Origin of the sequence: Legionella gratiana (genome assembly GCF_001467695.1) — a bacterium.
GTDB lineage: Bacteria > Pseudomonadota > Gammaproteobacteria > Legionellales > Legionellaceae > Legionella > Legionella gratiana.
Window position 1 is genome coordinate 49,987 of record NZ_LNYE01000023.1, and the last position, 22,391, is coordinate 72,377.

Below are 22,391 nucleotides of genomic sequence, written 5' to 3' on the forward strand. Positions count from 1 at the left end.
GTTATCGATAAATGAAGCAAGTTTTGATGATCCATTTTGTTTTTATTATTGTGCTTGAATACGAGCAAATAAGCATCAAAAATGGACATGGCATTTATTTTTAAAACTTATTTAAGCTATAATTTATTTATCAATAGTTGAAATAGGGAATGATGATGAGCAGAAGTATAACAAAGAAAATTATGCGTGCTGCAGTTTTTGCTCTAGGCCTATTTTCTACCGGAGCATGCTTTGCTTGGTATGGCGGCTATCATGGCGGTTATTATCATGGTGGGGGTTGGCATGGCGGTTATTATGGTGGTTGGCACGGTGGTTATTATCATGGTGACTATTATCGTGGTGGTTGGGGCTGGGGTGGCACCAGTGTTGTTATTGGTGTCCCTGGTTATTATTATGCGCCTCCCGCCTGCCAAACCATTCGAGTCTGCAATGCTTATGGACATTGTTGGTTCCAAGATTCCTGCTATTAAGTAACATACAATTACATCGATTTAACCTGCGAGATCTTCTTGTGGGTTTTTGTTTTATATCAAATAGGAACAATACATTTTGGATACAGTCATATAAGACAAGACATTGTAATTCAATCTTAATCTTACAAGCAAATAGCTCATTGAGTGAAAAGTTCATGGTATCTTTTGGTTGAAATTGATACAATCGCTGTTTGCTTTTTTAATATTAAATGGCCTTTTATGGATAGCACATTAGAATATTTGAAACATGTTGACTGGGAGCGTATTGTTTTCGCTCTATCTATGCTTATTTTTGGTTATTTTTTTGCTAAGAAAATCAGTCATTGGGTTGAAAAATTCATTGAGAATCGATTTTCAAAACATCATGCCATGTTGTCAAATCGTGTGGTTTATTATGGTTTATTTTTGTTGTTTTTAGTTTCAGCATTACATGAAATGGGCTTCAAATTAACTATATTGTTAGGAACAGCAGGTTTGTTTACCGTTGCATTAAGCTTTGCTTCGCAAACAGCTGCATCTAATTTAATTAGTGGTGTATTTCTACTCTTTGAACGACCTTTTAAAGTAGGGGATGTTATTTCGATTAAAGATATTAAAGGTACTGTAGAGACTATTGATTGGTTATCTACCAAAATTAAAACAAATGATAATCGTTTGATTCGTATCCCTAATGAGGGTTTAATCAAGTCAGAAATCACTAATTTAAGCACCTATCCGCAAAAACGTGATGAAATAATATTAAGAATTGATGCAGTGCATGATATCAGTAATATTAAGTCTTTGCTCCAAAAAATTTGCGATGAATGCAGTCATATTTTACCGATACCAAGTACCAAAATTTTATTCTCGCAGATGATTGATAGGGGAGGTATAGAGCTGAAAGTGTTGTATTGGTCCAGTACTGATTTAGCAACAGTAAGAGACGAAGTATTATCTGCTATTAAAACTACATTTGAACAGGAAGCAATTACTTTTGTTCCCGAGCGAAGTTTTATTCCTCCGGTTACTTCCTCTACAACAGCATTGCCTTTATAGTAGGCAGATTGTTGTTAACGTCGACGTTTTTGAGTTGAGGCACTATTAATAAATTTTTTTGAGAAATCTTATGCAGATTTATTTCTTTTCTGCTTTACTTCATAAAGACAATAAAAAATAAATCCACTTGCTACTTAAGCATACAAGGTGTATGTTAAATAATGAAGGGATTGGAAGTAAAGGAGTTGAAATGGAAGCAACGATCGAAATTATTGGTTATGTAGCTTGTTGTTTGGTTTTTGCAACTTTCTATGTCAAAAGGATTTTGACATTACGTCTAATAGCAATCTGTTCTAATGTAGCGTTTATTATGTATGCAATTGGTAGTACGCTCTATCCGATTTTTATTCTACATTCATTTTTATTGCCGTTGAACTTATATCGGATTTTTGAAATAAGAAGAGGTGTTGCACGTATTTAATTGGCTTATCGCTTAACTCGAAACCAAATAGTTAAAAAAATGTAAATAATAACATCTTGTATCTTAAGATGGTTTTTATCTTGTTATTATGTACTGATGTTGGAAGTTAATCGAGTGATATGTCCTTTTAGAGTAGCCAGCGCAGGAGAGTATAAAAGACAAATACCTCAACTGAAAAAATTTTCGGGCTTTCGCGCTCGTAAAATTGACTTCTAAAGCATATGCACTGCAAAAAAAATTTTGGGGGAGAGGGTGCTCGCAATTGTTAGTTCGTAGCATAGATGTCATGTAGTGGAGTTCAGGATCTCGATAACTTAAAATCCTGGTTTTCCTTCTTTGCATTTAAGCTACGTATCTATCAATTCATAGCTCAACCTAACATTATTTCATATCGAACTGTTTTTATTTAGAACTCGATCATTCGCTTAGCGATAAAGGTGTTTCTATGCTTTTTATATCGAGCTTACATTATTTATTCTTCTTCTCATGCTCAATTAACCATTGCTTACGTGCAATACCACCTCCATAACCTCCTAGACTGCCACTGGAGTTAATAATACGATGACAAGGAACTATAATTGCCAGCTGATTTGCCCCGTTTGCATTGGCAATGGCTCTGTATGCAGTTGGTTTACCTATAGCTTGAGCTTGTTCTGCGTAGCTTCTCGTTTCTCCATAAGGAATCGATGTTAAAGCATGCCAGGCCATTTTTTGAAAAGGGCTCCCTATCCTCTTGATTGGTGTATTAAATTTTTTCAGATGTCCCGCAAAATATTCTTGGAGCTCCTTTTCAATAGAGTTTATTGGAGGGGTATTGCCAGGGATAATCGTCGCTTTCATTTTTTGTTTCACTTTCTCAATTTCATGCTCTAATCCATGTCTGTCAACAAACTCCAAAAGATATAAAGCATCATTATTAGCGATTGCAAGAATTGGTCCTAATGGTGAATCAATCCAAGAGGCTTTCAAAACAGTAGGATATTTTGCTAAATGAGAGGGAGCTGTTCCCATAATTTTAGAAAAAGCATCACGAAAATCACTACTTGATTTATATCCGACATTAAGGTTCTCACTCACTATTTTACCCTCACGAATTTGTTTCATAGCAATGCCAATTGTATGTGCGCGCATAAACAACAAAGATCATTTCAAATCGTTTTTTTAAATTGCTTACACGCGGTTGATGGATCTACTTCAGTAATTGGGTATACGCAATTGTAGTACAAAAGTTAATACACGTTTAATTGTGGCGCATCATAATACATATTGAGGTTATATACAGTAATTGGAGGTTTATTATGGCAGAAAAAACGATTGAGAACAATTTACTGGATTTAATAGCATATGGCAAAACAAGGGGTTTTTCATTTGCAGGCCTGGTCGCTACAATTCTGTTAGTTGGAGGGGTACTAGCTGCTATTCCAACTGCTGGATTTAGTCTTTTTTTTACTGTTGCAGGCTGGGAGATTTATAAAATTCTTTTGACACTTAGATTCACCATTTAAAAATCCAAATAGAGTAGGCGTGTTGACAATTCATGTTCATCGACTGCGTGCCGCGAACATGAATTGTCCACATGCTTCATATTAAAAGTATTTCTAAATTTAAAGAAGAAGCATCTGATGATGAACAACAGACCTAACATGAACTCATAGAGTCGCTTGGCTATACGGATTGCAACTTCTTCCCCCTAAAACAAATTGGATTATTGATTTGCCCTTGGGTAGGCAAAGTAATTTGTACCATGCCGCAAGTATCTGTTCTGTAAAAGGGAATATTTAATTTTCTCATGGTTGCTAAAGTCTTAGTATGAGGGAAGTGAAAGCGATTATCAAAACCTAAAGAGGCTATAGCATAGCGGGGGGCAACCTCTAATAAGAATCGATAGGATGAAGATGTTTTGCTGCCATGATGGGGGAGAAGTAAAACATCGGATGTAAGTCTATTTCCATAAGTTTGTACTAAATAATCTTCAGCTTTTTTTTCGATATCGCCAGTTAATAGTACACGTCCGGCATGTGTTCTTATTTGTAGAATACAAGAGCTGTTATTCTTTTCTCTAAAAGCGATTTTAATTGGTAAGAAGCGAAAAGATACACCATCCCATTTCCAGGGAGGGTAATCATGGCATCTTAAACCATGATGATAGAAACGAGGCTCATTGACTAAAAGTCGTTCTACCTGCATCCCTTTCTCCAGAGAATTAAGCCCTCCACGATGATCTTGATCAGGATGACTCACAACTATGGTATCAATTTTTTTGATGCCTAATGTTTTAAGATAAGGCAAAATAACCATTGTTCCTAAATCATTTCCTTGAAAGAAACGATCTCCAGTATCATAAAGCAAAACATGATGTTGCGTTCGGATTGCAACTGCTAAACCTTGTCCTACGTCCAAAACATCAATTTTTGCCTCGCCGAATTGAATCATTGTCTGTGGTGGAAAAAATGGGAGCAATAACCACAAAACAGCGATCCTCTGAAAGGATTTAATTGGCAATAAAACCCATATCAACAACGCTCCAATTAGGATAGCAGCAAGTTCAATCGAATGAATAGACCAATTGATATTTATAGACGCTAAGCGTTCTGTCCAAGATAATCCTTGGAACAGTAAGTCGATGAGTAAAGAAAGGGGTTGGATCAATAATTTTGCGATACTTAAGGAGCTTACCGTCATAGTGACCAATGCTAAGGGAACAATGAGTAATCCAACTAGGGGTATTGCGAATAGGTTTGCAATAAATCCATTAATTGAACCATACTCATACCAATATAAGGTTAAGGGCATTAGCCCAATTAAACAGCTTAACTGTAGTGCTAAAGAGCCTTTATATCCTTTTAAGCACCAACGTTGTTGCGTTAAAAGCAAGCAAGCTACTGCAAGAAAAGAAAAATAGAATCCTTGCATAAATACTGTATGCGGCTCAATCAATAAAACACCAAATAACGCATAACGCCATACTTGCCAAGCGGTAAAACGCTGTTGGCCCAAACTATAGAGCGTATAAAAAAAACATCCAATAAGAGCTCTTTGCACAGGAGGAGCAAAACCTGCTAAAAAGGCATATCCTAAAGCAGCTAGAAGACCACCGATACTGGCAATATAAGGTGCAGGAATATATAAACAAAGGCGATAACTTCGAGTCCATAACCAACGTAGTAGCCAATAAACGATACCTGAAATTAAGGTAATGTGCTCACCTGAAATGCCAAATAAATGAGTTGTGCCCGTACGTCTAAATAAATCCCAACTCTCTTGGTTGATATGGGTTGTTAGGTTTAAAGTTAAGGCTTCTACAATTCCCGCAGTTTTTTGATCAGGTGCTAACAGGTTAAGTTGATTGCTTAATTGTTCTCTAAATTCCAGCCAACTGAACGATGAAGATGATTTGGGAAGCAACTTATTGCCTGTAGAATGAATATAACCAGTCCATATGATGTGGCGTGTTGTAAGCGAACGCACGTAATCCATACTTCCTGGATTAAGGTAATTTCTAGGTTTTTTTAATTTTACATTAAATTTCCATCGTTGCCCTGAACGTACTTTTGGTGCTTTATTATACCATGCTAATTGCACGATCCCTTGTGCTGGATGATTATCATATTGTTCTAATGCAAATAAAAAAAGTGTTTTAAATGGACTCTGATCCGGTATTGAGGTAATGGTTCCTTGAACACTAACTTGGGGTATCACATCCACATCAGGTATTCCTTTAGGTAGGTTTTGTGATTGATGCAGCGATGAGACAATGATGCCTAAAATAAAAAACAAAATATTCGAATATTTTGGAATAATGAAAAAAATAAAGAACAGAATTAGAGGTAAGAATATATATGAGGTATACCGATAAAGTATGCCTATAAAAAAGCAAAAAATTTCCATTTTATTTCTAAGTTGGACTGTCCCTTAGAGGCAGATGGTAGAGAGTTAAGCGATGTTTGTAAAGTACAAATGGAAGGTTTACTAGACAACAGAGGAGTCAGCAGTGATAATTAGCGTTTTTTTGTATTTAATCACAGCACATGACAACACCCCTTATTGAAATCAGGCATGTTTATAAATCCTATGGCAACACTTCAATTTTGAATGATATTTCTTTAAGTGTTAATCACGGAGAATTTTTGACGTTACTTGGTCCTTCTGGTTGTGGAAAAACTACGCTACTACGTCTTATTTCTGGCTTTGAAAGTCCCACTCAAGGGGAAATTTATATTAATGGCCAATGTGTTAATCGTTTGCCTCCGCAAAAACGTGATGTACATACCGTTTTTCAAAGTTATGCACTTTTCCCGCATTTATCTGTATATGAAAATGTGGCTTTTGCTTTGCGATGCAAGAAAGTTCCCAATCCAGAAATTGAAGCACGAGTTTTTGATGCTTTAAGGTTAGTCCAACTTCAGGATTTTTCAGAACGTAATATCAAGCAACTTAGTGGTGGGCAGCAGCAACGTGTTGCTATTGCACGAGCGATTATTAATAGACCGCAAGTGTTGTTATTAGATGAACCATTAAGTTCTCTTGATTATCGACTTAGAAAAGCCATGCAATCTGAATTAAAGCAGTTACAGAAAACGTTGAATATGACATTTATTTTTGTTACTCATGATCAAGAAGAAGCTTTGTCTATGTCGGATCGGATTGTTGTCTTTAATCATGGTCACATGGAACAAATAGGAACCCCTAAATGTGTTTATGAAACGCCCGCGAATCTCTATGTAGCCAAATTTATTGGTGAAGCTAACATATTCGATGTTCAGGTTCATTCACGAGAAGATGCGAATCTTATTACTTTTGTCGAAGGTATACCTTTGCTTTGTAAAAACAGTGGGAATTATGAGATTGGTGATCGAATTCATTTAATTGTACGCCCCGAAGATATTCGTGTTTGGAGTTTATCTGAAGTGGACAAGACCGAGAGTATGTTACCGGGGCGTATCGCCGATATTATTTATAAAGGTTCAACCGTAGATTTGAAGGTTATACTCCCATCGGGAAAAATGATTCATGCTTCAGAGTTTTTTGATGAAGATGATGATAAATTAGAGTACACACTCAATGAACATGTTTGGGTGCAATGGTTATCGGGTTGGGAGGTTTTATTGCCTTATGAAGACTAGATCTATTGCTCTTAACATACTGTATTTTTGGTTGATTCTTTTTGGTGTTATTCCTCTTCTGATGATGGTTGTTTCAAGTGTTCTCTCTAAAGACAGCCTTCATCTTGTTGCTTTTCCTTTAACATTTGAAAATTATGCAGATTTATTTACTTCGATTTTTGCAAAAATTTTTTTTCGTTCATTGTTGATTGCCTGTATTGCTACCTTATTATGCCTGCTCATTGCTTATCCTTTTAGTTATTTAATGATTAAATCAAAACGCCAATCGATTTTGTTATTGTTGATTTTTATCCCTTTTTGGACCAGCTCTTTGATAAGAACTTATTCATTAATCGCTATCCTTAAATATAAAGGTGTTTTAAATGCAATCTTATTGAAATTACATATAATTCATGAACCTTTATCCTTATTGTATACGAATTTTGCGGTAATTATTGGTTTGGTCTACAATCTGTTTCCTTTTATGGTGCTTCCTATTTTTACTAACATGGAACGATTTGATTTCAGATTATTTGAGGCAGCTCGAGATCTGGGGGCAAATAAGTGGTTTATTTTTACGCGAGTATTTTTGCCCAATACGGCACCGGGGATTTTAGCAGGGTGCTTATTAGTTCTATTACCTGCAATGACTCTGTTTTATATTCCAAATGTGTTGGGAGGAGCTCGATCTATTTTATTAGGTAACTTAATTCAAAATGAGTTTCTTGTTTTAAGCAATTGGCCTCAAGGCTCGGCCACTAGTGTACTACTTACATTTTTACTGTTGTTGTTGCTGTTTTTTTTCCGACGCCAGAAAAATGAGGTTATTCGATGAAAATATTCATGCAACGCCTTTTTCTTTTTTTTGTCTATGGTTCACTTTATAGTCCAATTGTAATATTGGTATTATATTCCATTAATGATGCTAAGTTTTCACTGCAATGGCATGGTTTTTCCTTAAGATGGTATTATGAACTTTTTCGTGATCGAGGTTTATGGTCTGCTTTTTTTAATTCCGTCTTGCTTGGTTTGAGCTCGGCATTAATCGCAACCACCATGGGTTTGCTGGCATCCATTCATTTATTTTTATTTCGTTCAAAACGTCGTCAAATTTTACATACTTTATTACTGTTACTTATTATTATCCCTGATTTAGTTCTGGGTGTTGCCTTATTAATTTTCTTTAATCTTACTAAGATTCCTATTGGCTTTTTAAGTTTATTAATCGCTCATGTTACGTTTTCAATCCCGTTTGTGATATTAACCCTTAATGCTCGGATCAATACGTTAAATCCTAATATTTATTTTGGTGCATTAGATTTGGGTGCTAGCCGTTATGTTGCACTTACTAAAATCTTGCTTCCTTTACTCTGGCCTGCTGTTTTAAGTGTTTTTCTTTTAAGTTTTACTTTATCATTTGATGATGTCATCATCAGTTATTTTGTGGCAGGCCCTGATTTTTCTATTTTGCCTTTAACCATTTATTCATTAGTACGTACTGGAGTTACCCCAGAGTTGAATGCTTTGTGTTCGATCATCTTTATTCTATCCATGATTTTAGTCATTATTTCGCATCGATTATCAGGAAAACTGGTATGAATTATCGCTTATTTTTATTGCTCTTCTTTTTTACGTCAAAGATTTTTTCCAGTCCAGTTGTTAATGTTTATGTTTGGGGTGGTGAAATTCCTAAAAGTTTAATTCAACAATTTGAACAAGAATCTGGAGTCAAGGTTAATTTTTCAACCTATGACAGTAATGAAACGATGTACGCTAAGTTAAAGGCAAGTCAACAAACAATTTATGATGTTATTCTTCCCTCTGCTTATTTTGTGGAACGGATGAAAAGGCAGGGTATGCTAGAGCCGCTCGATCATCAACAACTTCCAAATCTTCATAACGTGGATAAACGTTTTGTTAATAATGATTATGATCGGGATAATCATTATAGTGTGCCTATTATATGGGGTGCTACGGGTATTTTTTTTAACAGTAATGCTATACGTCAACCACCAAAAATTTGGAATGAGTTGTGGGATAAAAAATGGCGTAATCAACTGATGCTCTTAGATGATTCGCGTGAAGTATTTGCGATTGCCTTGATGAGTTTGGGATTTGATCCAAATGATAATAATCCAGAGCATATTAAAAAAGCTTATGAACATTTATTGCAACTTGTACCTAATATTAAATTATTTGCAAGTGACAGTATTCAGGCAATTATTATTGATGAGGATGCGCTCGTTGGATCCGCATGGAATGGTGACGCATTTAAAGCCAAGGCTGAAAATAAGGCTATTGAGTTTGTTTACCCTGCAGATGGTTTTGTGATTTGGGTAGATTGTCTCGCAATCCCTAAAAATCCCCCACATCTCAAAGAAGCACTGCAATTTATTAATTTTATGCTTAAAGCTGAAGCAAGCGCACAAATAGCATTAAAGGAAGGGCATGCCATTACTAATGCAAAAGGTCGTGCTTTATTGCCTTTATCGATTAAAGATAATCCCATGCTTTATCCCTCAGAAGAAATCATGAAAAAAGGTCAATTCCAGCGAGATGTTGGAGAGGATACACTGATGCTTTATAACCGGTACTGGGAGCAATTAAAGTTAGCCTTTTAGTGTTTCTTTGATCCAATACTTGATTTACCTACATCCTATTTTGTCTCCCACTGCCTAGAGTGCGTTGATATTCCATATTGTTCATATTGTTCATTTCTTAATAAAACCTTAATGTTTCTATATTACACTTTGGGCTCAAACTTTAATCAAGTTGTGTTTTATAATAGTTAGGAGCTTTTTATGCCTAAGGCGTTCACCCATTTATGTAAAAATGTTAATCTGAGTTTGTATGATAATACCCTCACTGTTTATCCTAAATCCAAGCTTCCACCTCTTCCTCCAATACGTGATGAATTTAGTTTGCTTATGGTTTTATTGTTTTCTCAGATGGATTGTATGAGTGCGAGAATCAATGATATGTTTGATATGCGAAAAAATGAACTGGGTGTTTATCGTTTTGTACATCGTGATGATTTAGATCATTATTTGTATCATCAAGATACTTTTAGTATGGATGATAATCATTATCATGCGCAATTTGAGAAAACCATTGATGAACTTAAATTAGAGGATATTTTAAGCATATTAGAGAAGCACGCTCTGATTTCATCTGAAGAGCATGAGAGTTTCGTCAAAGCATATCATGAAGCGAATACACTTGATGTTTCAAGTTCGACAAAAAAAGTAGTTAAAGAGCAAGAAAAAAGTGTAGTACTGAAGAGTGTTACTCTTTTAGAAACACCACCGATGAGAAAGAAAGAAAAAGATGATGAAGTCACTTTCGCGGGGTTTAAAAGAGGATTTTTTGTTACTGTACCCAAGACAGTAGTGAAAAAGAATGAAAAACCCAACGTCTCCGACATGAGTGGTGAAACGAATAAAGAAAGCACAGTCCCTGAAATGAGCGGTAATCGATGCTAATGGGTTTATGTAATACCATTATTCTTTAAATTTCAACGTGTCTTTGTATCATTGAAGACACGTTGTTACCGTTTTTATGATGGATTCCAACAAATTGTTTGAACAGTTCCTGAGGAATCTACTGCGGTTTTTACATTGGTTTGATCAACCGTCATACTCGCACAAGTAGTATCTTTAGTCTGACTTCCTCGTGGCGTTGCAGTTAGCGTATATGTTGTCGCACCCAAATTAGTTAAGGTGATGCTGTAAAATCCTTGCGCCGATATTTGTGGAAATGTGGGTAAGGAGGCGCATGTGTTGTAAGAAAAATTTTGGGCATAGCAGCGTTCGAGTAAGATTTGATCGCGTGCAAGTGTTGCCAAAGCGTCAGATCGTCGCGATTTTAGCAAAAAATTCACATAGGACGGGTAGGCAATCGTAACCAGTATTGCCATAACTAATAAAGCTATCATTAAATCAATTAAGGTAAAACCTTTTCTTCGAGGTTGCTTCATTGGTGCATCCTTATTGCAGTTATCTATTGCTGTATTCGTATTGTATTTTGCAACATGATTGCTGTATTCACATTGGGACCTAATGAACGCGCAGTGATTCGATAAATATTTGTTACTTTATTCATATTTTGTCCAGGAATACTCACTGAAGGTAGTTTCTCAATAATGTAACTTGCCTGAGTATTAGAATACCCTTGAAAACTATTAATTACTGCAGCAGGATTGGACCAGTTGATTGTGCTCCATAATGGAGGATAATTGACATTCAATGTATATAATCCATTATTGTTTTGTAGAAAATTTGTTGCAGTATAAGTTCCATTTATTAGTTTATTGATTGCTTCATTTAAGGCGCCTTCTGCTTGTTCTAAGCTGATTTCTGTATCGGTTGTATTCGCCGCAATTCGAATTTGTGTCGTATTTAGTGACACATTTGCAAGCGCTAAAATGGTAATAATAATGAGTAGAATCATAGTCAAAAGGAGAATATAACCTTTTTGCTTTTTTTTCTCCGTTAACGCTAACTTTATCGTTATCCATTCTAAGAATTTTGATGAAGGAGTAGGGGTCATGAGATGGCATTCCTCAAAGCAATATTGATTTCATAAACATGACGAAGTCGATTATCGTTGGGGACATTTACTGTAGTACCTAATACCGTGTATTGAGTAGTATTCAAAGTACCCGAAGCGATTTGCCCCTCAATTAAAAATCCTAGACGAACAGCATAAACTTGAGCCCAGTTTGTTACTGCGTTAGCAGTAACATATTGAGATATGGAACCATTACTGCCAATTCCGTATTCTACTTTCATTACTGAAACCCCGGGAACAAGGGGTTGAATTGTCCAACCTGTATTGGTTAAAATTCCTCGCATCAATGCACTTTGTCCACCTTGGCCCTGTCCTACAAAAAAAGCAGTTTGCTGTAGCGGTATGAATTGAGCCCCTGCCTGGTAGCTCACAAGAAAAGTGGAAGTCCCATTGGCATACACCCCTGTTCCTCCTGAATGTGATATGCTGGTTCCAGTTGCTCCAGTAATTAGAAAGACCGAAGATGTAGCGCAGTCAGATACAGCTGCAAATTGTCCAGCTACAAGGTTAACCCCACCCGTGTTTTGAACCGTAAAAGAATTACTGCCTGAATCTATAACAGTTACTGATGCAGGAAAGCTACCCGGCACTGCACCTAGAACGACTAGTACATCACTACTGTTTTCAACAGTTCCGACTAATGTAGGATCGAGAGAAGGTAGCCAATCGGCGGCATTGGTACTATTAGCAGGATTACTCTGCGTAATTGTAATGGGGGAGCTTTGAGTATTGTATCCCATGACTAAGGTTGGATTGGTATTGAGTGAGCCAATAGGATTTGATCCACCTCCATTTAAATTGGATATTGAGCTACTTATAGAGCCACATCCTAAAAATCCAGCAGATCGAACAATGGGAGTTAGTAAATTGGCAATGGCATTTTCGGTATTCTGAATGAGGTTTTGTGAGTTAGTCGTTTTATAAACTTGTGCTTGGGTCACATAAATTTCAATGACTGCATAACTGAGTAAAAGCCCAATAATAGTAGCAATCATTAATTCAATTAAAGAAAAACCACGTGGATGTTTTGGATAATTTCTCATAATTGACTTTGGATACTTAGTTGAACATAGTTGGGATTAGTGGATGCTTGGGTGTTACTTGTTCCGACTAGGTTTTTTGCCAAACTATCGTCCCATTGGACGGTTACTGTAATAATAGTATTGCCTGATGCTCCTGGAGTTGAAGTAATCGAGCCGCTACCATTAGGTAACTTGCTAACATCGTAAGTTAGCCAATACCAGGTATCATATGCAGCTAACTGAGTGTTTGAGCATGGTGATTGATTACACATCGTTCCAGGTTGTGGGGGTAGGATAGGGGCCCCCATACTATTGATATTAGAGATATTATAGTTTCCATTAATTGCTGCTTGATAATTGGCACGTATTTTATCGAATATATTATAAACACTTTGCACTGCTTGTTGTTTCGCATAGCTTGAATTATTGGCTTTACTCGATAGAATAAGCATACTTGCTATCCCCAACATACCAACAGCTAAAATCATAAAAGCAACAAGGCCTTCAATTAAGGAAAATCCTTTTTGTTGTATGCTCAAATAACTTACATGATTCATGTATATTCTCCTTTAAGGACATGTAAGTGCGCTGTTATCCCAAACTGCTTGACCCGGTGTAACGCTTGATTGTACAAAACCCGTTGCTAATACTTCTACAGAGCGTGCAAATGTCCCTCCTCTACTGTCGCAAAACTTGAAATTACCAGGTGTTGTTGTTAGTCCATGACGATCAAAAACTATGCTTACTACATTACTTGAAAGCACAGGGTCTGACGGTAGAAGTTGTTGGCTTTGCAGCAATGTGCTTGCACCTACAGAAGGTTGAGTGATAACAATCCACCCGTTGCTCCAATTTCCACCACATGTGGTCGATTGAGCTATGCCAAATGGACATACAACGACATTTATTGATTCACCTAAGGCAGTGTTGCGTGCGTAATTAAGTGCATTTACAAACATATCAGTTCTAGCAACTAAACGATTATTCATCAGCAGAGTACTCAATGCTGGAATTGACAAAACGAGTATAATACTGAGTACTAATATCGTAATTAAGAGCTCCACTAACGTGAATGCTAACTTGTTTGTTATGAACTTCAAAGTCCTATCCCTGTTTTGAACTAAATCCATTTTTTAAAATTATGAACTAAAAAGTGTAATATGGGGGAAAGAGTTAATGCAATACTCTTACTTACTTATCGTATGTAAACGCAATTTCTCTATAAGTCTAGGCAATCTGCATTTTTCTATGTTCTGCGCTTTTATCCAGGCTTATTAAGAGGTTACATGTAAAACACCACTTAATCCCACTCTATAAATGTTTCGATATCTTTATTGTCGGATATTTGTTGTTGATGTTTTGCTTTGTTTCGAGCAAGCATCTGTGGTTTAGCACATTGAATCGGAGATTTAAAGGTTTTTAAAGCATTTTCTAAGCTGACAAACGCATAACCCTTTTGTTGATACAAATGAATAATATCAGGCAAAACATAGGCATTGAGTAAGTTAGCATGGATCAGTAGAATTTGTGCTTGATCATTGTTGTGATGAAATTGATTATGTTCTTCAGCTCGAAGTGTTTGTTGCCAAATAAAATCAAGATAAAAGGGCTTTAATTCATCAAGGTACGCTCGTCTGTTTATCTCAGGGACTGATAATAAACGCTGATTAAAGACAAAATCTTTGGAGTCAATGGTAATAGGTGCAACATGATAATTTTTTTGTGCAAGATAACAGAGTATGTCTTCCTTTTTTCGCCCAGAGCTCATCGCTAAATAAGGATAACGAAAATATTTGGGTTCAGTTAAAACAGGTAATAAAATTTTATCTGCTTTTTGAATTTCATAGATGTATTCTTCGGCATCCATTTTATTCAAATTAGCGTGACTGAGAGTATGGTTACCCAATCCGAAACCTGCATCACGAAATTTGCGCAATATGTCCCAATTGTTTTTACGTACTTCACTGGCAATGATAAATCCTGTGGCAGGAACTTGCTCCTTGGTCATTGTCTCGATCATCATATTTAAATGAAAATTTCTATATTCACCAACAAAAGGTAAATCATCTATAGTAATAGATAACAGTTTTTTAGGGGCAGAGTGTGGTTTGTCAGACTCCTCTTTTTTTTCATTTACACGGCTATCCTGCAATTTGTTAACGTTATTATCCTTGTTTAAGTGATCGTGATTTTCTTCTAAGGCGATACTTATGCTTGGCATGGTAACTAAAAAAATGATGATGAGTAATAACTTTTTAATAATTAATGTAATTTTCATTAGTACAAACTACAAATAGATTAGAGAAAATAGCATTGTAGCAAAAATTAATCGAAATGGCTTATACGAAGTGACATTGTTTATAATTATAAGAATACAGCAGCTAGGCTTATAGGGTCTGTCAACAGACCCTACTTGAAGTTTAAAAATTAATGGGTTAATGCATCCGTACTTTTGTGTTCCAGTTCATCATCCTCTTCTTCACTGGACTCTTCTTTCTTACTTGTTAAGAAGGAGAGTTTGCTTAGCGCAGAAGCGATATAACTTTTAGGCGCTTTCTCTGGAGTTTTGCCTTCTTTTTTAAACTCTTCAACAACATGATGTAATGCATCATTACGACAGTCATGAATCATGTCAATGCACAGATTAAAAATATTTTTTAAATCAAAGCCAGCGATTTCTGAAAAAAAGTGCTTGGCTCGTATTGCTTTTTTGTCATTGGCTTTGGGCTCTACGGTAAGAAAGCGCATGAATTGAGTTGTTGAAAAAATTAATGCTTCGATATCTTGCGAAGCTACGTCGCCCTTTTTACCCAGAATTTTATTCAATCCTTTATGAATAACAGAATTTTCAGTGCTTGTTAATACTGCGGAAGCGTATTCATCATCAATTTGTTTACGTACAAGGTGCATTGCTCCAGCAAGGACAGCAATTTTTTCTGATTCACTAATTTCGGTAGCTTGGACGGCTCCTTTTATGGTATTCAAAAAATGAAGTTGGGCCGCGCGGTGCAAACCTAGCTTGTTAATTTTTGAAACATTCTTATCTGCAAGCTCATCTTTGATCAAATCAGCAAGCGCAAGATTTAGCTCGTCCCATGTTCCAAAACGTCCTGTAGCTGATAGAGGAGAAGAGACTTTTTTATTAGCAACGTATTCGCCTACCCATATATTTTTTTTTCCTTCAACAACAACGGGAATGTCTTGTTTTTCTTCTACATCAGCAGTTGGTTTTTCCAAAACTACGGTAGTTTGTCCATTAGCAACCAAGGAATCAACAATTGCTTTTTCAGCAGTTTTTGATAATAGATAACTAGTTTCAACGAGTTCATTTAAGTGATTGGTGGGAATTGCACGAAGGATATGGTCTTTTTTAAATCCTTTACGTGAATCATTGTTAACGAAAATTTGTTTTAAAAACTCATTGATAGCGGTATAAAACTTAGCGGTTTGATAGAGATCTGGTTTATTTTCTGCAGAGATTTCAGCATTGATTCCTATTATATTTGCCAAACTGTCACTAAGTAGGCCAGAAGAATCGAACATCCCACGCTTATTTTCAATGTCCCTCATGACGGTTTGCATTGCACCATAAAAAGTGATTGCTGCAATTTGGGGTTTCATTGTTTTTTCAGTTACTTGCTCTTCTAATCTATTCAGTATCGAAGAGAGGTATTGAAGTTCGTACTTTCTTGGATTAGCAAGGTCTTCAATTTTTCCTTTTTTATCGCGTTTTAATAATACATCGACCGCATCATTAAACTCTTTTTTTAATGTACTTAATTCCTTTAACTCAAACGTCATGTTTAGTCTCCAGTTGTCCAAAAAGATTATGTAAGTTCTCCTTACAAGGCCTCAGTGTAAACTAAAGTAATCTTCACGTCATGTATTTTCATTATACAATTTTAGTATTTTTAAAAACTTAATAAAATTCATTATGTTATTCATGTTGATTTGCGTTCAGCACTGCTTTTTTTTGAAAAAAAGCATGGAAAAATTTAAAATAATGGGTAATATTTCCCTATTTTTATTATTTTTATCCTAGAAAAAGCAGTTGGGTCGATAGCGAGCGAGTTAAAGGTGCTGAATTTTTTTGAAAGCATTAATCACCACTACTGTGAACAAAAAAAATCAGCTGGTTCAGTACTTTTTAGCTCACACAGTAGGACCAACCGCTTTTTCTAGGTTTATGACGCTGTGTGGGCATTAAACCCACGTCATGTTGTGTGCCACACGCTCACGGCTTTCTTGTAGGAGTGGGAGCGTTTTTAATGAGGTTTTGTATTGGACATCAAAAACGAGAAACAGTCACAACAACTATTCCTTAATAATGCTGTGTTTGCATTATTCTTTCTCCTTGTGTGCCGAATTGTTTCCATGTGCTTTATTCCACTTAATGATGTTTCCGAGGCACGTTATGCTGAGATTGCTCGAAAGATGTTGGAAACTGGTAATTGGGTAACGCCACAGCATGATTATGGGGTTCCTTTTTGGGCTAAACCCCCGTTGTCGACTTGGCTATCTGCTTTCTCAATGAAACTTTTTGGCATTAATGAATTCACCGCTCGTCTTCCTGGATTGCTTTTATCAATAATGGTTTTATGGCTTGTTTGGAGCTTAGCCAAAAAGCATAGTGGTTCTTTGATTGCTATGATCACCACTTTGGTTTTAGCAGGGACTTTATATTTTTTTCTTGATGCTGGCACAGTGATGACTGATCCGGCATTAGTTTTTTGTGTGACTTTAGTTATTGTTGCATTTTGGCATGCCTTGGTAGATAGGAATAGGCTATGGTCTTATGTTTTTTTTGTTGCGTTAGGATTAGGTTTATTAGCCAAGGGGCCAGTTGCTGTTGTCATACCTGGTATGCCTTTATTTTTTTGGGTATTGATACGGAATCAATGGCGTAATTTATGGGAAAGATTGCCTTGGATAAAAGGTATTTTAATCATGTTTACCATAGCAATTCCTTGGTATATTTGGGCTGAACTACGAACTCCTGGGTTTTTAAATTATTTTATTATTGGTGAAAACTTTAATCGATTTTTAAAGCCTGGATGGATGGGTGATAAATATGGATATGCTCACAAAGAATATTGGGGGATGATTTGGATTTATGCTGCATCTGGAATTTTTCCCTGGTGTCTTCTTGGACTTGCTTGGTTTATCAAATGTAGGCATAACGTTCGTAAAGTGTTTCAAGATAATGACGGATGGTTAAGTTATTTTTTTCTTTGTGCTGTGGTTCCCCTGTTCTTTTTTACATTTTCCAGCAATATTATTTATACCTATGTTTTTTGCAGCTTGCCTGCTTTCTCATTATTTTTTGTTGAATATTGGGATCGGGTAGGTGTAATGATTGAAGCGAAAAACTTAGTTTTAGGACTATCCTTAATTGTAGGAGTGATTTTTCTAGTAGTGACGCTTGCTTTTAATGCAGTACCTGAAGCAGTGTCAAAAACACAAAAACCTGTAGTTGCTGCATGGTTAAAACAACATCCAGCTACGGGGGATTATCTGATTTACTGGGATTATAAAACAGAATTTTCAGCGCAATTTTATGCGCGAGGAAAAGTAAAATTTGCTTTTAGTGAAAAAGAGCTTTGCCATTTGCTGACCAATCATCGTGTAGATTATTTGGCTATTAATCCCTCTGATACTAAAGATGTGTCACCAAATTTATTGAATAAAATGGAACTTATTCAACGTGTTTACGCAGGTGATAAACCATTTTTATTGATGCGTATTCCAACTACAGTAAGTAATTTATGCATGAATGCATAAAATTTAGCTAGAGACAAGCAAATGAGTTTCGTTTTTATATTAAGGAGTTCTTTTTTACAAAGAGAACTTGTTCAATAAAGATACCAATTCATTTAGAGTTTTGATATACTCTGGCGCAATTTTTAGGCCATAAGGAGTAACTGTGTCGCAATCTGTTGCAGTGGATTCGAGAGCTTTTGTCCCTCGTGGTGACTTAATGGCTTGGGTTGTGTGTCTTTCAGCTGGATTGTTTTTCTTTTATGAATTTTTTCAGCTAAATATTTTCGATGTCATTAATCAGCCTTTACGTGATGATTTTCATATTGATGCAACTCAATTAAGTTGGATGTCCAGTGCTTATTTGTGGGCAGATATCTTATTTCTTCTTCCGGCAGGAATTATTTTAGATCGTTTTTCGACACGTATAGTTATCCTCAGCGCTATGTTTGTTTGCATTCTAGGCACGGTTGGTTTTGCTTTAACTGATTCATTTATTTTAGCTTCATTTTGTCATTTTCTTTCGGGGATAGGTAACGCATTTTGTTTTTTATCCTGCGTTGTTTTGGTATCGCATTGGTTTCCGCCGAGAAGGCAAGCACTTGTAATTGGTTCTTTGGTTACTATGGCTTTTGTAGGGGGTATGATGGCCCATACTCCTTTTGCCTATCTTTATGAATTATTTGGGTGGCGTAATGCCTTATTAATTGATGGCGCCGTTGGTGCTGTGCTATTACTTTGGATTTATTGGATTGTCAATGACAAGCCTAAAAACGCACCGACAGGGGATTATCTCAAACAAAGACAAGTGATGTCTGGATTTTTCAAGGCATTATCTAATCCACAAAATTGGTTGGCAGGTTTTTATACTTCTTTTCTTAATTTGCCCATTATGGTTTTATGTGCCTTATGGGGCGCTAGCTACTTACAAGTAGTGCATCATTTATCTGAAATGGCTGCCAGTAATGTGGTGAGCCTTATTTTTATGGGGAGCGTCATTGGTTGTCCATTAGCAGGATGGTTGTCTGATTCTCAGGGACGTCGTAAACCTCTAATGATTATTGGCTCAATAGCGACACTTATTACATTAGTTCCTTTATTTCTAGATATAACTTTATCGCAATTTACTCTAAGTATTCTCTTTTTTGCTTTAGGTCTTTTTACAAGTACACAAGTAATTACTTATCCTTTAGTAGCTGAAAGCAATTCTATTGAAAACACGGGGGCAGCTACAGGGGTCGCTTCTGTTATTATTATGGGCGGCGGCGGTGTAGGACAAGTATTATTTGGTTGGTTAATTGCACATCATGCAGGTGAAGCAGTCACAACGTATACGATTGCAGATTTTCAATTTGCTATGTGGATATTTCCAATAACAACTGTTGCAGCTTTAGTTGCTGTATTAATAACCCGAGAAACCTATTGCAAACGTTAAAGCTGAGGAGTCAAGATGCACATAGTGGATGAGTTTCAAGAATATGATAAGGTTAAATCATCCTTATTACCCTGGATGGTGTGTTTTGCTGCAACTTTATTCTTTTTCTATGAATTTATTCAAGGAAATATGTTTGCATCCATCGCCGCAAATATCATGCAAGATTATCGTATTCAAGCAGATAAAATGGCTTGGTTATCAAGTGTCTATTACCTTTCTAATGTATTGTTTCTTTTTATTGCTGGAATGGTTCTTGATCGATTTTCGATTAAAAATACTTTATTAATAGCGATGTTTTTGTGTGTAGCAAGTACCTTTCTTCTCGCCTATTCCCATTCTTTTTATACAGCTTTATTTTGCCGTTTTATTACAGGCATAGGAAGTGCATTCTGTTTTTTAGGTCCTGTTCGTTTAGCTTCGCATTGGTTTCCTCCAAGACGTATGGCTTTAGTAACCGGAGCTATAGTGACGATGGCAATGGCTGGGGGCATGTTGGCACAATACCCTTTAACTAAGTTGGTTCTTTTAGTTGGATGGCGCCAAGCAGTACAAGATGTTGGAATACTTGGGTTTACAATGCTCATTGTGATGTTTTTTTGGATAAAAGAGAGACCTCAAGTTGCATTAAAGCAACCTGTTGAACCAATTAATGTTATGTCTGCAGCTAAGAAGGCATATCTTAACTCACAGTATTTGCGGGCTGCATTCTATGCCAGTCTCATGAATATGGCTATTGCTGTTTTTGGTGCAATGATGGGAACTTTATATTTAGAACAACGATTGGGTATTAGTTCCGCTCAAGCTTCTATGGTAAATGGTATGTTGTTTTTGGGAGCAATTATTGGTTCTCCGCTTGTGGGATGGATTTCTGATAGGATTGGTTTACGAATTATCCCTATGAAGGTAGGTGTTATTACCTCACTTCTGACTTTACTTGCAGTACTTTATCTTCCTGTTTCTTATAGCATGATGGCTTTTTTATTTTTCCTGCTTGGTTTTTTTACTTCAGCTCAAGTAATCAGTTATGCCTTAGTCGCTGAAAGCAGTTCACCGGCAATGACTGCAACAGCAGTAAGTGTTATTTCCATATTGACTCAAGGCGGTTATATTATTTATCAAAATTTATTCAGTTATTTATTAACCAATCATAGTGGTATGCAAATAATAAATGGGACTCCAGTTTATTCTTTGAGTGCATATCAATATGCAGCAATTATTTTACCTTTAGGATTATTCATTGCTTTTCTAATGCTTTTGGGTTTAAAAGAAACACGTTGCCAACAACTCGAGGATTAAGATGACAGGGAGAGTGTGCATATTACTTATGGATTCTTTTGGTATAGGTGCCAGCCTTGATGCATCTCGTTATGGTGATACAGGCGCTAATACATTTGTTCATATCCATGAAACGTGTGGACGTGGTGATGGGGATAGAGAAGGGCTGCGTCAAGGAGCACTCACATTACCCAATTTGGCGAAGTTGGGACTTTATCATGCGGCTTTAGCAAGTTCTGGATTGCGTTTTGTTGAGTTGTCTTCTTTTGCTGAGCCTATTGGTTATTATGGCTATGCAGTAGAGCAAAGTTTAGGTAAGGATACTCCCAGCGGGCATTGGGAGTTAGCAGGGGTTCCAGTGACTTTTGAATGGGGTTACTTTCCTGATCAACCTTTTTGTTTTCCAAAAAAATTAATTGATTCTTTTATCGAGCGTGCCAAGTTGCCGGGTGTACTTGGTGAGAAGCATGCATCTGGTACTACAATTCTTGATGAATTAGGCGAAGAACACATACGTACTGGAAAACCCATTGTCTACACCTCTGCTGATAGTGTGTTTCAAATTGCTGCCCATGAAGAAAGCTTTGGTTTGCAGCGTTTGTATGATATTTGTGAAATCGCTCGAGATTTAGTAGATGAATATCAGATAGGTCGAGTCATTGCTCGTCCATTTATTGGTCATTTAGGAGCATTCAAACGAACAGCAAATCGTAAAGATTACGCAACTTTACCACCGGCAAAAACACTACTTGATTACTTGAAAGACGCCGGTCGAGAAGTGATTAGTATTGGAAAAATTGCCGATATTTACGCGCACCAGGGTATTACTCAAACCATCAAAGCTGATGGAAATATGGCCTTATTTGATGCAACTTTGTTGGCAATGAGGACAGCCCCTAAGGGTAGTTTGATTTTTACAAATTTTGTAGATTTCGATTCTTCATACGGCCACCGACGTGATGTAATTGGCTATGCTCATGCGCTCGAAGAGTTTGATGCTCGCCTTCCAGAACTCGATGCTTTATTACAACCTGATGATCTTGTTGTTATTGCAGCTGATCATGGTTGTGATCCTACATTTCCTGGTTCTGATCATACGCGTGAACATATTCCCGTACTTGTATATGGCCCATGTCTTAAAAGTAAATTTATAGGTCGTCGAGATACATTTGCAGATGTAGGACAAAGCATTGCCGAATATCTTGGATTGGAACATTTATCTCATGGAATATCTTTTTTAAATTGATTTTTATCCCTTTTACTGTTCCTAGTTCTTGTTGATCAGTCTTTTCTTTGGTATCA

General features: G+C 36.5%; 21 protein-coding genes and 1 pseudogene. 13 read left to right on the forward strand and 9 right to left on the reverse strand.

Going from position 1 to position 22,391, the window contains the following annotated elements; translation table 11 throughout:
- Window positions 1-155 precede the first annotated feature (155 nt).
- The 3 genes from Lgra_RS11085 (at window position 156) to Lgra_RS11095 (ending at window position 1,929) form a co-directional block, all read left to right on the forward strand.
- On the forward strand, window positions 156-470 hold the full coding sequence (locus Lgra_RS11085; protein ID WP_058499345.1) for a hypothetical protein: 315 nt from the start codon (window positions 156-158) through the stop codon (window positions 468-470).
- Between the two features lie 147 nt (window positions 471-617).
- Window positions 618-1,508 (forward strand): mechanosensitive ion channel family protein, encoded by an 891-nt coding sequence (locus tag Lgra_RS11090; protein WP_238584427.1) that lies wholly within the window; start codon window positions 618-620, stop codon window positions 1,506-1,508.
- Window positions 1,509-1,698: 190 nt separating this feature from the next.
- Window positions 1,699-1,929: a hypothetical protein gene (locus tag Lgra_RS11095; protein ID WP_058499621.1), complete on the forward strand. Its 231-nt coding sequence runs from the start codon at window positions 1,699-1,701 to the stop codon at window positions 1,927-1,929.
- Between the two features lie 468 nt (window positions 1,930-2,397).
- Here Lgra_RS11095 and Lgra_RS11100 read toward each other — a convergent pair.
- Window positions 2,398-3,122 (reverse strand): annotated as a pseudogene (locus Lgra_RS11100) (methylated-DNA--[protein]-cysteine S-methyltransferase); the annotation flags it as partial.
- 105 nt (window positions 3,123-3,227) lie between these two features.
- On the opposite strand from Lgra_RS11100, the gene Lgra_RS11105 reads away from it, so the two are divergent.
- Window positions 3,228-3,434 carry a hypothetical protein gene (locus tag Lgra_RS11105; protein WP_058499346.1) on the forward strand — a complete coding sequence of 69 codons (207 nt, stop codon included), beginning with the start codon at window positions 3,228-3,230 and terminating at the stop codon, window positions 3,432-3,434.
- A gap of 160 nt (window positions 3,435-3,594) precedes the next feature.
- Here the strand turns inward: Lgra_RS11105 and Lgra_RS11110 are convergent, their stop codons facing one another.
- The gene (locus Lgra_RS11110) at window positions 3,595-5,817 is read right to left on the reverse strand and encodes a DNA internalization-related competence protein ComEC/Rec2 (RefSeq protein ID WP_058499347.1); all 2,223 of its coding nucleotides are present in this window, start codon (window positions 5,815-5,817) and stop codon (window positions 3,595-3,597) included.
- Window positions 5,818-5,957: 140 nt separating this feature from the next.
- Here Lgra_RS11110 and potA point away from each other — a divergent pair, with 140 nt between their 5' ends.
- From potA to Lgra_RS11135, 5 genes are all read left to right on the forward strand, one after another.
- Window positions 5,958-7,052 carry a spermidine/putrescine ABC transporter ATP-binding protein PotA gene (gene potA, locus Lgra_RS11115; RefSeq protein WP_058499348.1) on the forward strand — a complete coding sequence of 365 codons (1,095 nt, stop codon included), beginning with the start codon at window positions 5,958-5,960 and terminating at the stop codon, window positions 7,050-7,052.
- Window positions 7,042-7,866: an ABC transporter permease gene (locus Lgra_RS11120; protein WP_058499349.1), complete on the forward strand. Its 825-nt coding sequence runs from the start codon at window positions 7,042-7,044 to the stop codon at window positions 7,864-7,866. The genes potA and Lgra_RS11120 overlap by 11 nt, the downstream gene beginning before the upstream one ends.
- Complete coding sequence (locus tag Lgra_RS11125; protein WP_058499350.1) at window positions 7,863-8,630, forward strand: ABC transporter permease subunit; 768 nt, start codon at window positions 7,863-7,865, stop codon at window positions 8,628-8,630. Before Lgra_RS11120 ends, Lgra_RS11125 begins: the two co-directional genes overlap by 4 nt.
- Window positions 8,627-9,652 carry an ABC transporter substrate-binding protein gene (locus Lgra_RS11130; RefSeq protein ID WP_058499351.1) on the forward strand — a complete coding sequence of 342 codons (1,026 nt, stop codon included), beginning with the start codon at window positions 8,627-8,629 and terminating at the stop codon, window positions 9,650-9,652. The genes Lgra_RS11125 and Lgra_RS11130 overlap by 4 nt, the downstream gene beginning before the upstream one ends.
- 180 nt (window positions 9,653-9,832) lie before the next feature.
- Complete coding sequence (locus Lgra_RS11135) at window positions 9,833-10,513, forward strand: hypothetical protein (RefSeq protein WP_238584428.1); 681 nt, start codon at window positions 9,833-9,835, stop codon at window positions 10,511-10,513.
- A 74-nt stretch (window positions 10,514-10,587) separates the two neighbouring features.
- Here the strand turns inward: Lgra_RS11135 and Lgra_RS11140 are convergent, their stop codons facing one another.
- The 7 genes from Lgra_RS11140 to Lgra_RS11170 all read right to left on the reverse strand — a co-directional run bounded on the left by Lgra_RS11140 (window position 10,588) and on the right by Lgra_RS11170 (window position 16,423).
- Window positions 10,588-11,007, reverse strand: a complete 420-nt coding sequence (locus tag Lgra_RS11140; RefSeq protein WP_058499352.1) for a type IV pilin protein — start codon at window positions 11,005-11,007, stop codon at window positions 10,588-10,590.
- A gap of 23 nt (window positions 11,008-11,030) precedes the next feature.
- Window positions 11,031-11,480, reverse strand: coding sequence for a pilus assembly PilX family protein (locus tag Lgra_RS11145; RefSeq protein ID WP_420795205.1), 450 nt, complete (start codon window positions 11,478-11,480; stop codon window positions 11,031-11,033).
- Window positions 11,481-11,575: 95 nt separating this feature from the next.
- Window positions 11,576-12,643 (reverse strand): PilW family protein, encoded by a 1,068-nt coding sequence (locus Lgra_RS11150; RefSeq protein ID WP_058499353.1) that lies wholly within the window; start codon window positions 12,641-12,643, stop codon window positions 11,576-11,578.
- On the reverse strand, window positions 12,640-13,179 hold the full coding sequence (gene pilV, locus Lgra_RS11155; protein ID WP_058499354.1) for a type IV pilus modification protein PilV: 540 nt from the start codon (window positions 13,177-13,179) through the stop codon (window positions 12,640-12,642). Before pilV ends, Lgra_RS11150 begins: the two co-directional genes overlap by 4 nt.
- A 12-nt stretch (window positions 13,180-13,191) precedes the next feature.
- A complete protein-coding gene (locus tag Lgra_RS11160; RefSeq protein ID WP_058499355.1) occupies window positions 13,192-13,722 on the reverse strand; it encodes a GspH/FimT family pseudopilin in 531 nt (176 codons plus the stop codon).
- Window positions 13,723-13,922: 200 nt separating this feature from the next.
- The gene (locus Lgra_RS11165; RefSeq protein ID WP_058499356.1) at window positions 13,923-14,900 is read right to left on the reverse strand and encodes a polysaccharide deacetylase family protein; all 978 of its coding nucleotides are present in this window, start codon (window positions 14,898-14,900) and stop codon (window positions 13,923-13,925) included.
- Window positions 14,901-15,049: 149 nt separating this feature from the next.
- Window positions 15,050-16,423, reverse strand: coding sequence for a hypothetical protein (locus Lgra_RS11170; RefSeq protein WP_058499357.1), 1,374 nt, complete (start codon window positions 16,421-16,423; stop codon window positions 15,050-15,052).
- 480 nt (window positions 16,424-16,903) lie between these two features.
- Here Lgra_RS11170 and Lgra_RS11175 point away from each other — a divergent pair, with 480 nt between their 5' ends.
- The 4 genes from Lgra_RS11175 to Lgra_RS11190 all read left to right on the forward strand — a co-directional run bounded on the left by Lgra_RS11175 (window position 16,904) and on the right by Lgra_RS11190 (window position 22,335).
- On the forward strand, window positions 16,904-18,403 hold the full coding sequence (locus Lgra_RS11175; RefSeq protein WP_058499358.1) for an ArnT family glycosyltransferase: 1,500 nt from the start codon (window positions 16,904-16,906) through the stop codon (window positions 18,401-18,403).
- Window positions 18,404-18,545: 142 nt separating this feature from the next.
- Entirely contained in the window at window positions 18,546-19,814 is a 1,269-nt protein-coding gene (locus Lgra_RS11180) for an MFS transporter (RefSeq protein WP_058499359.1), read from the forward strand.
- 15 nt (window positions 19,815-19,829) lie between these two features.
- Entirely contained in the window at window positions 19,830-21,110 is a 1,281-nt protein-coding gene (locus Lgra_RS11185) for an MFS transporter (RefSeq protein ID WP_058499360.1), read from the forward strand.
- Window position 21,111: 1 nt separating this feature from the next.
- Window positions 21,112-22,335: a phosphopentomutase gene (locus Lgra_RS11190; protein ID WP_058499361.1), complete on the forward strand. Its 1,224-nt coding sequence runs from the start codon at window positions 21,112-21,114 to the stop codon at window positions 22,333-22,335.
- Window positions 22,336-22,391: the final 56 nt, after the last annotated feature.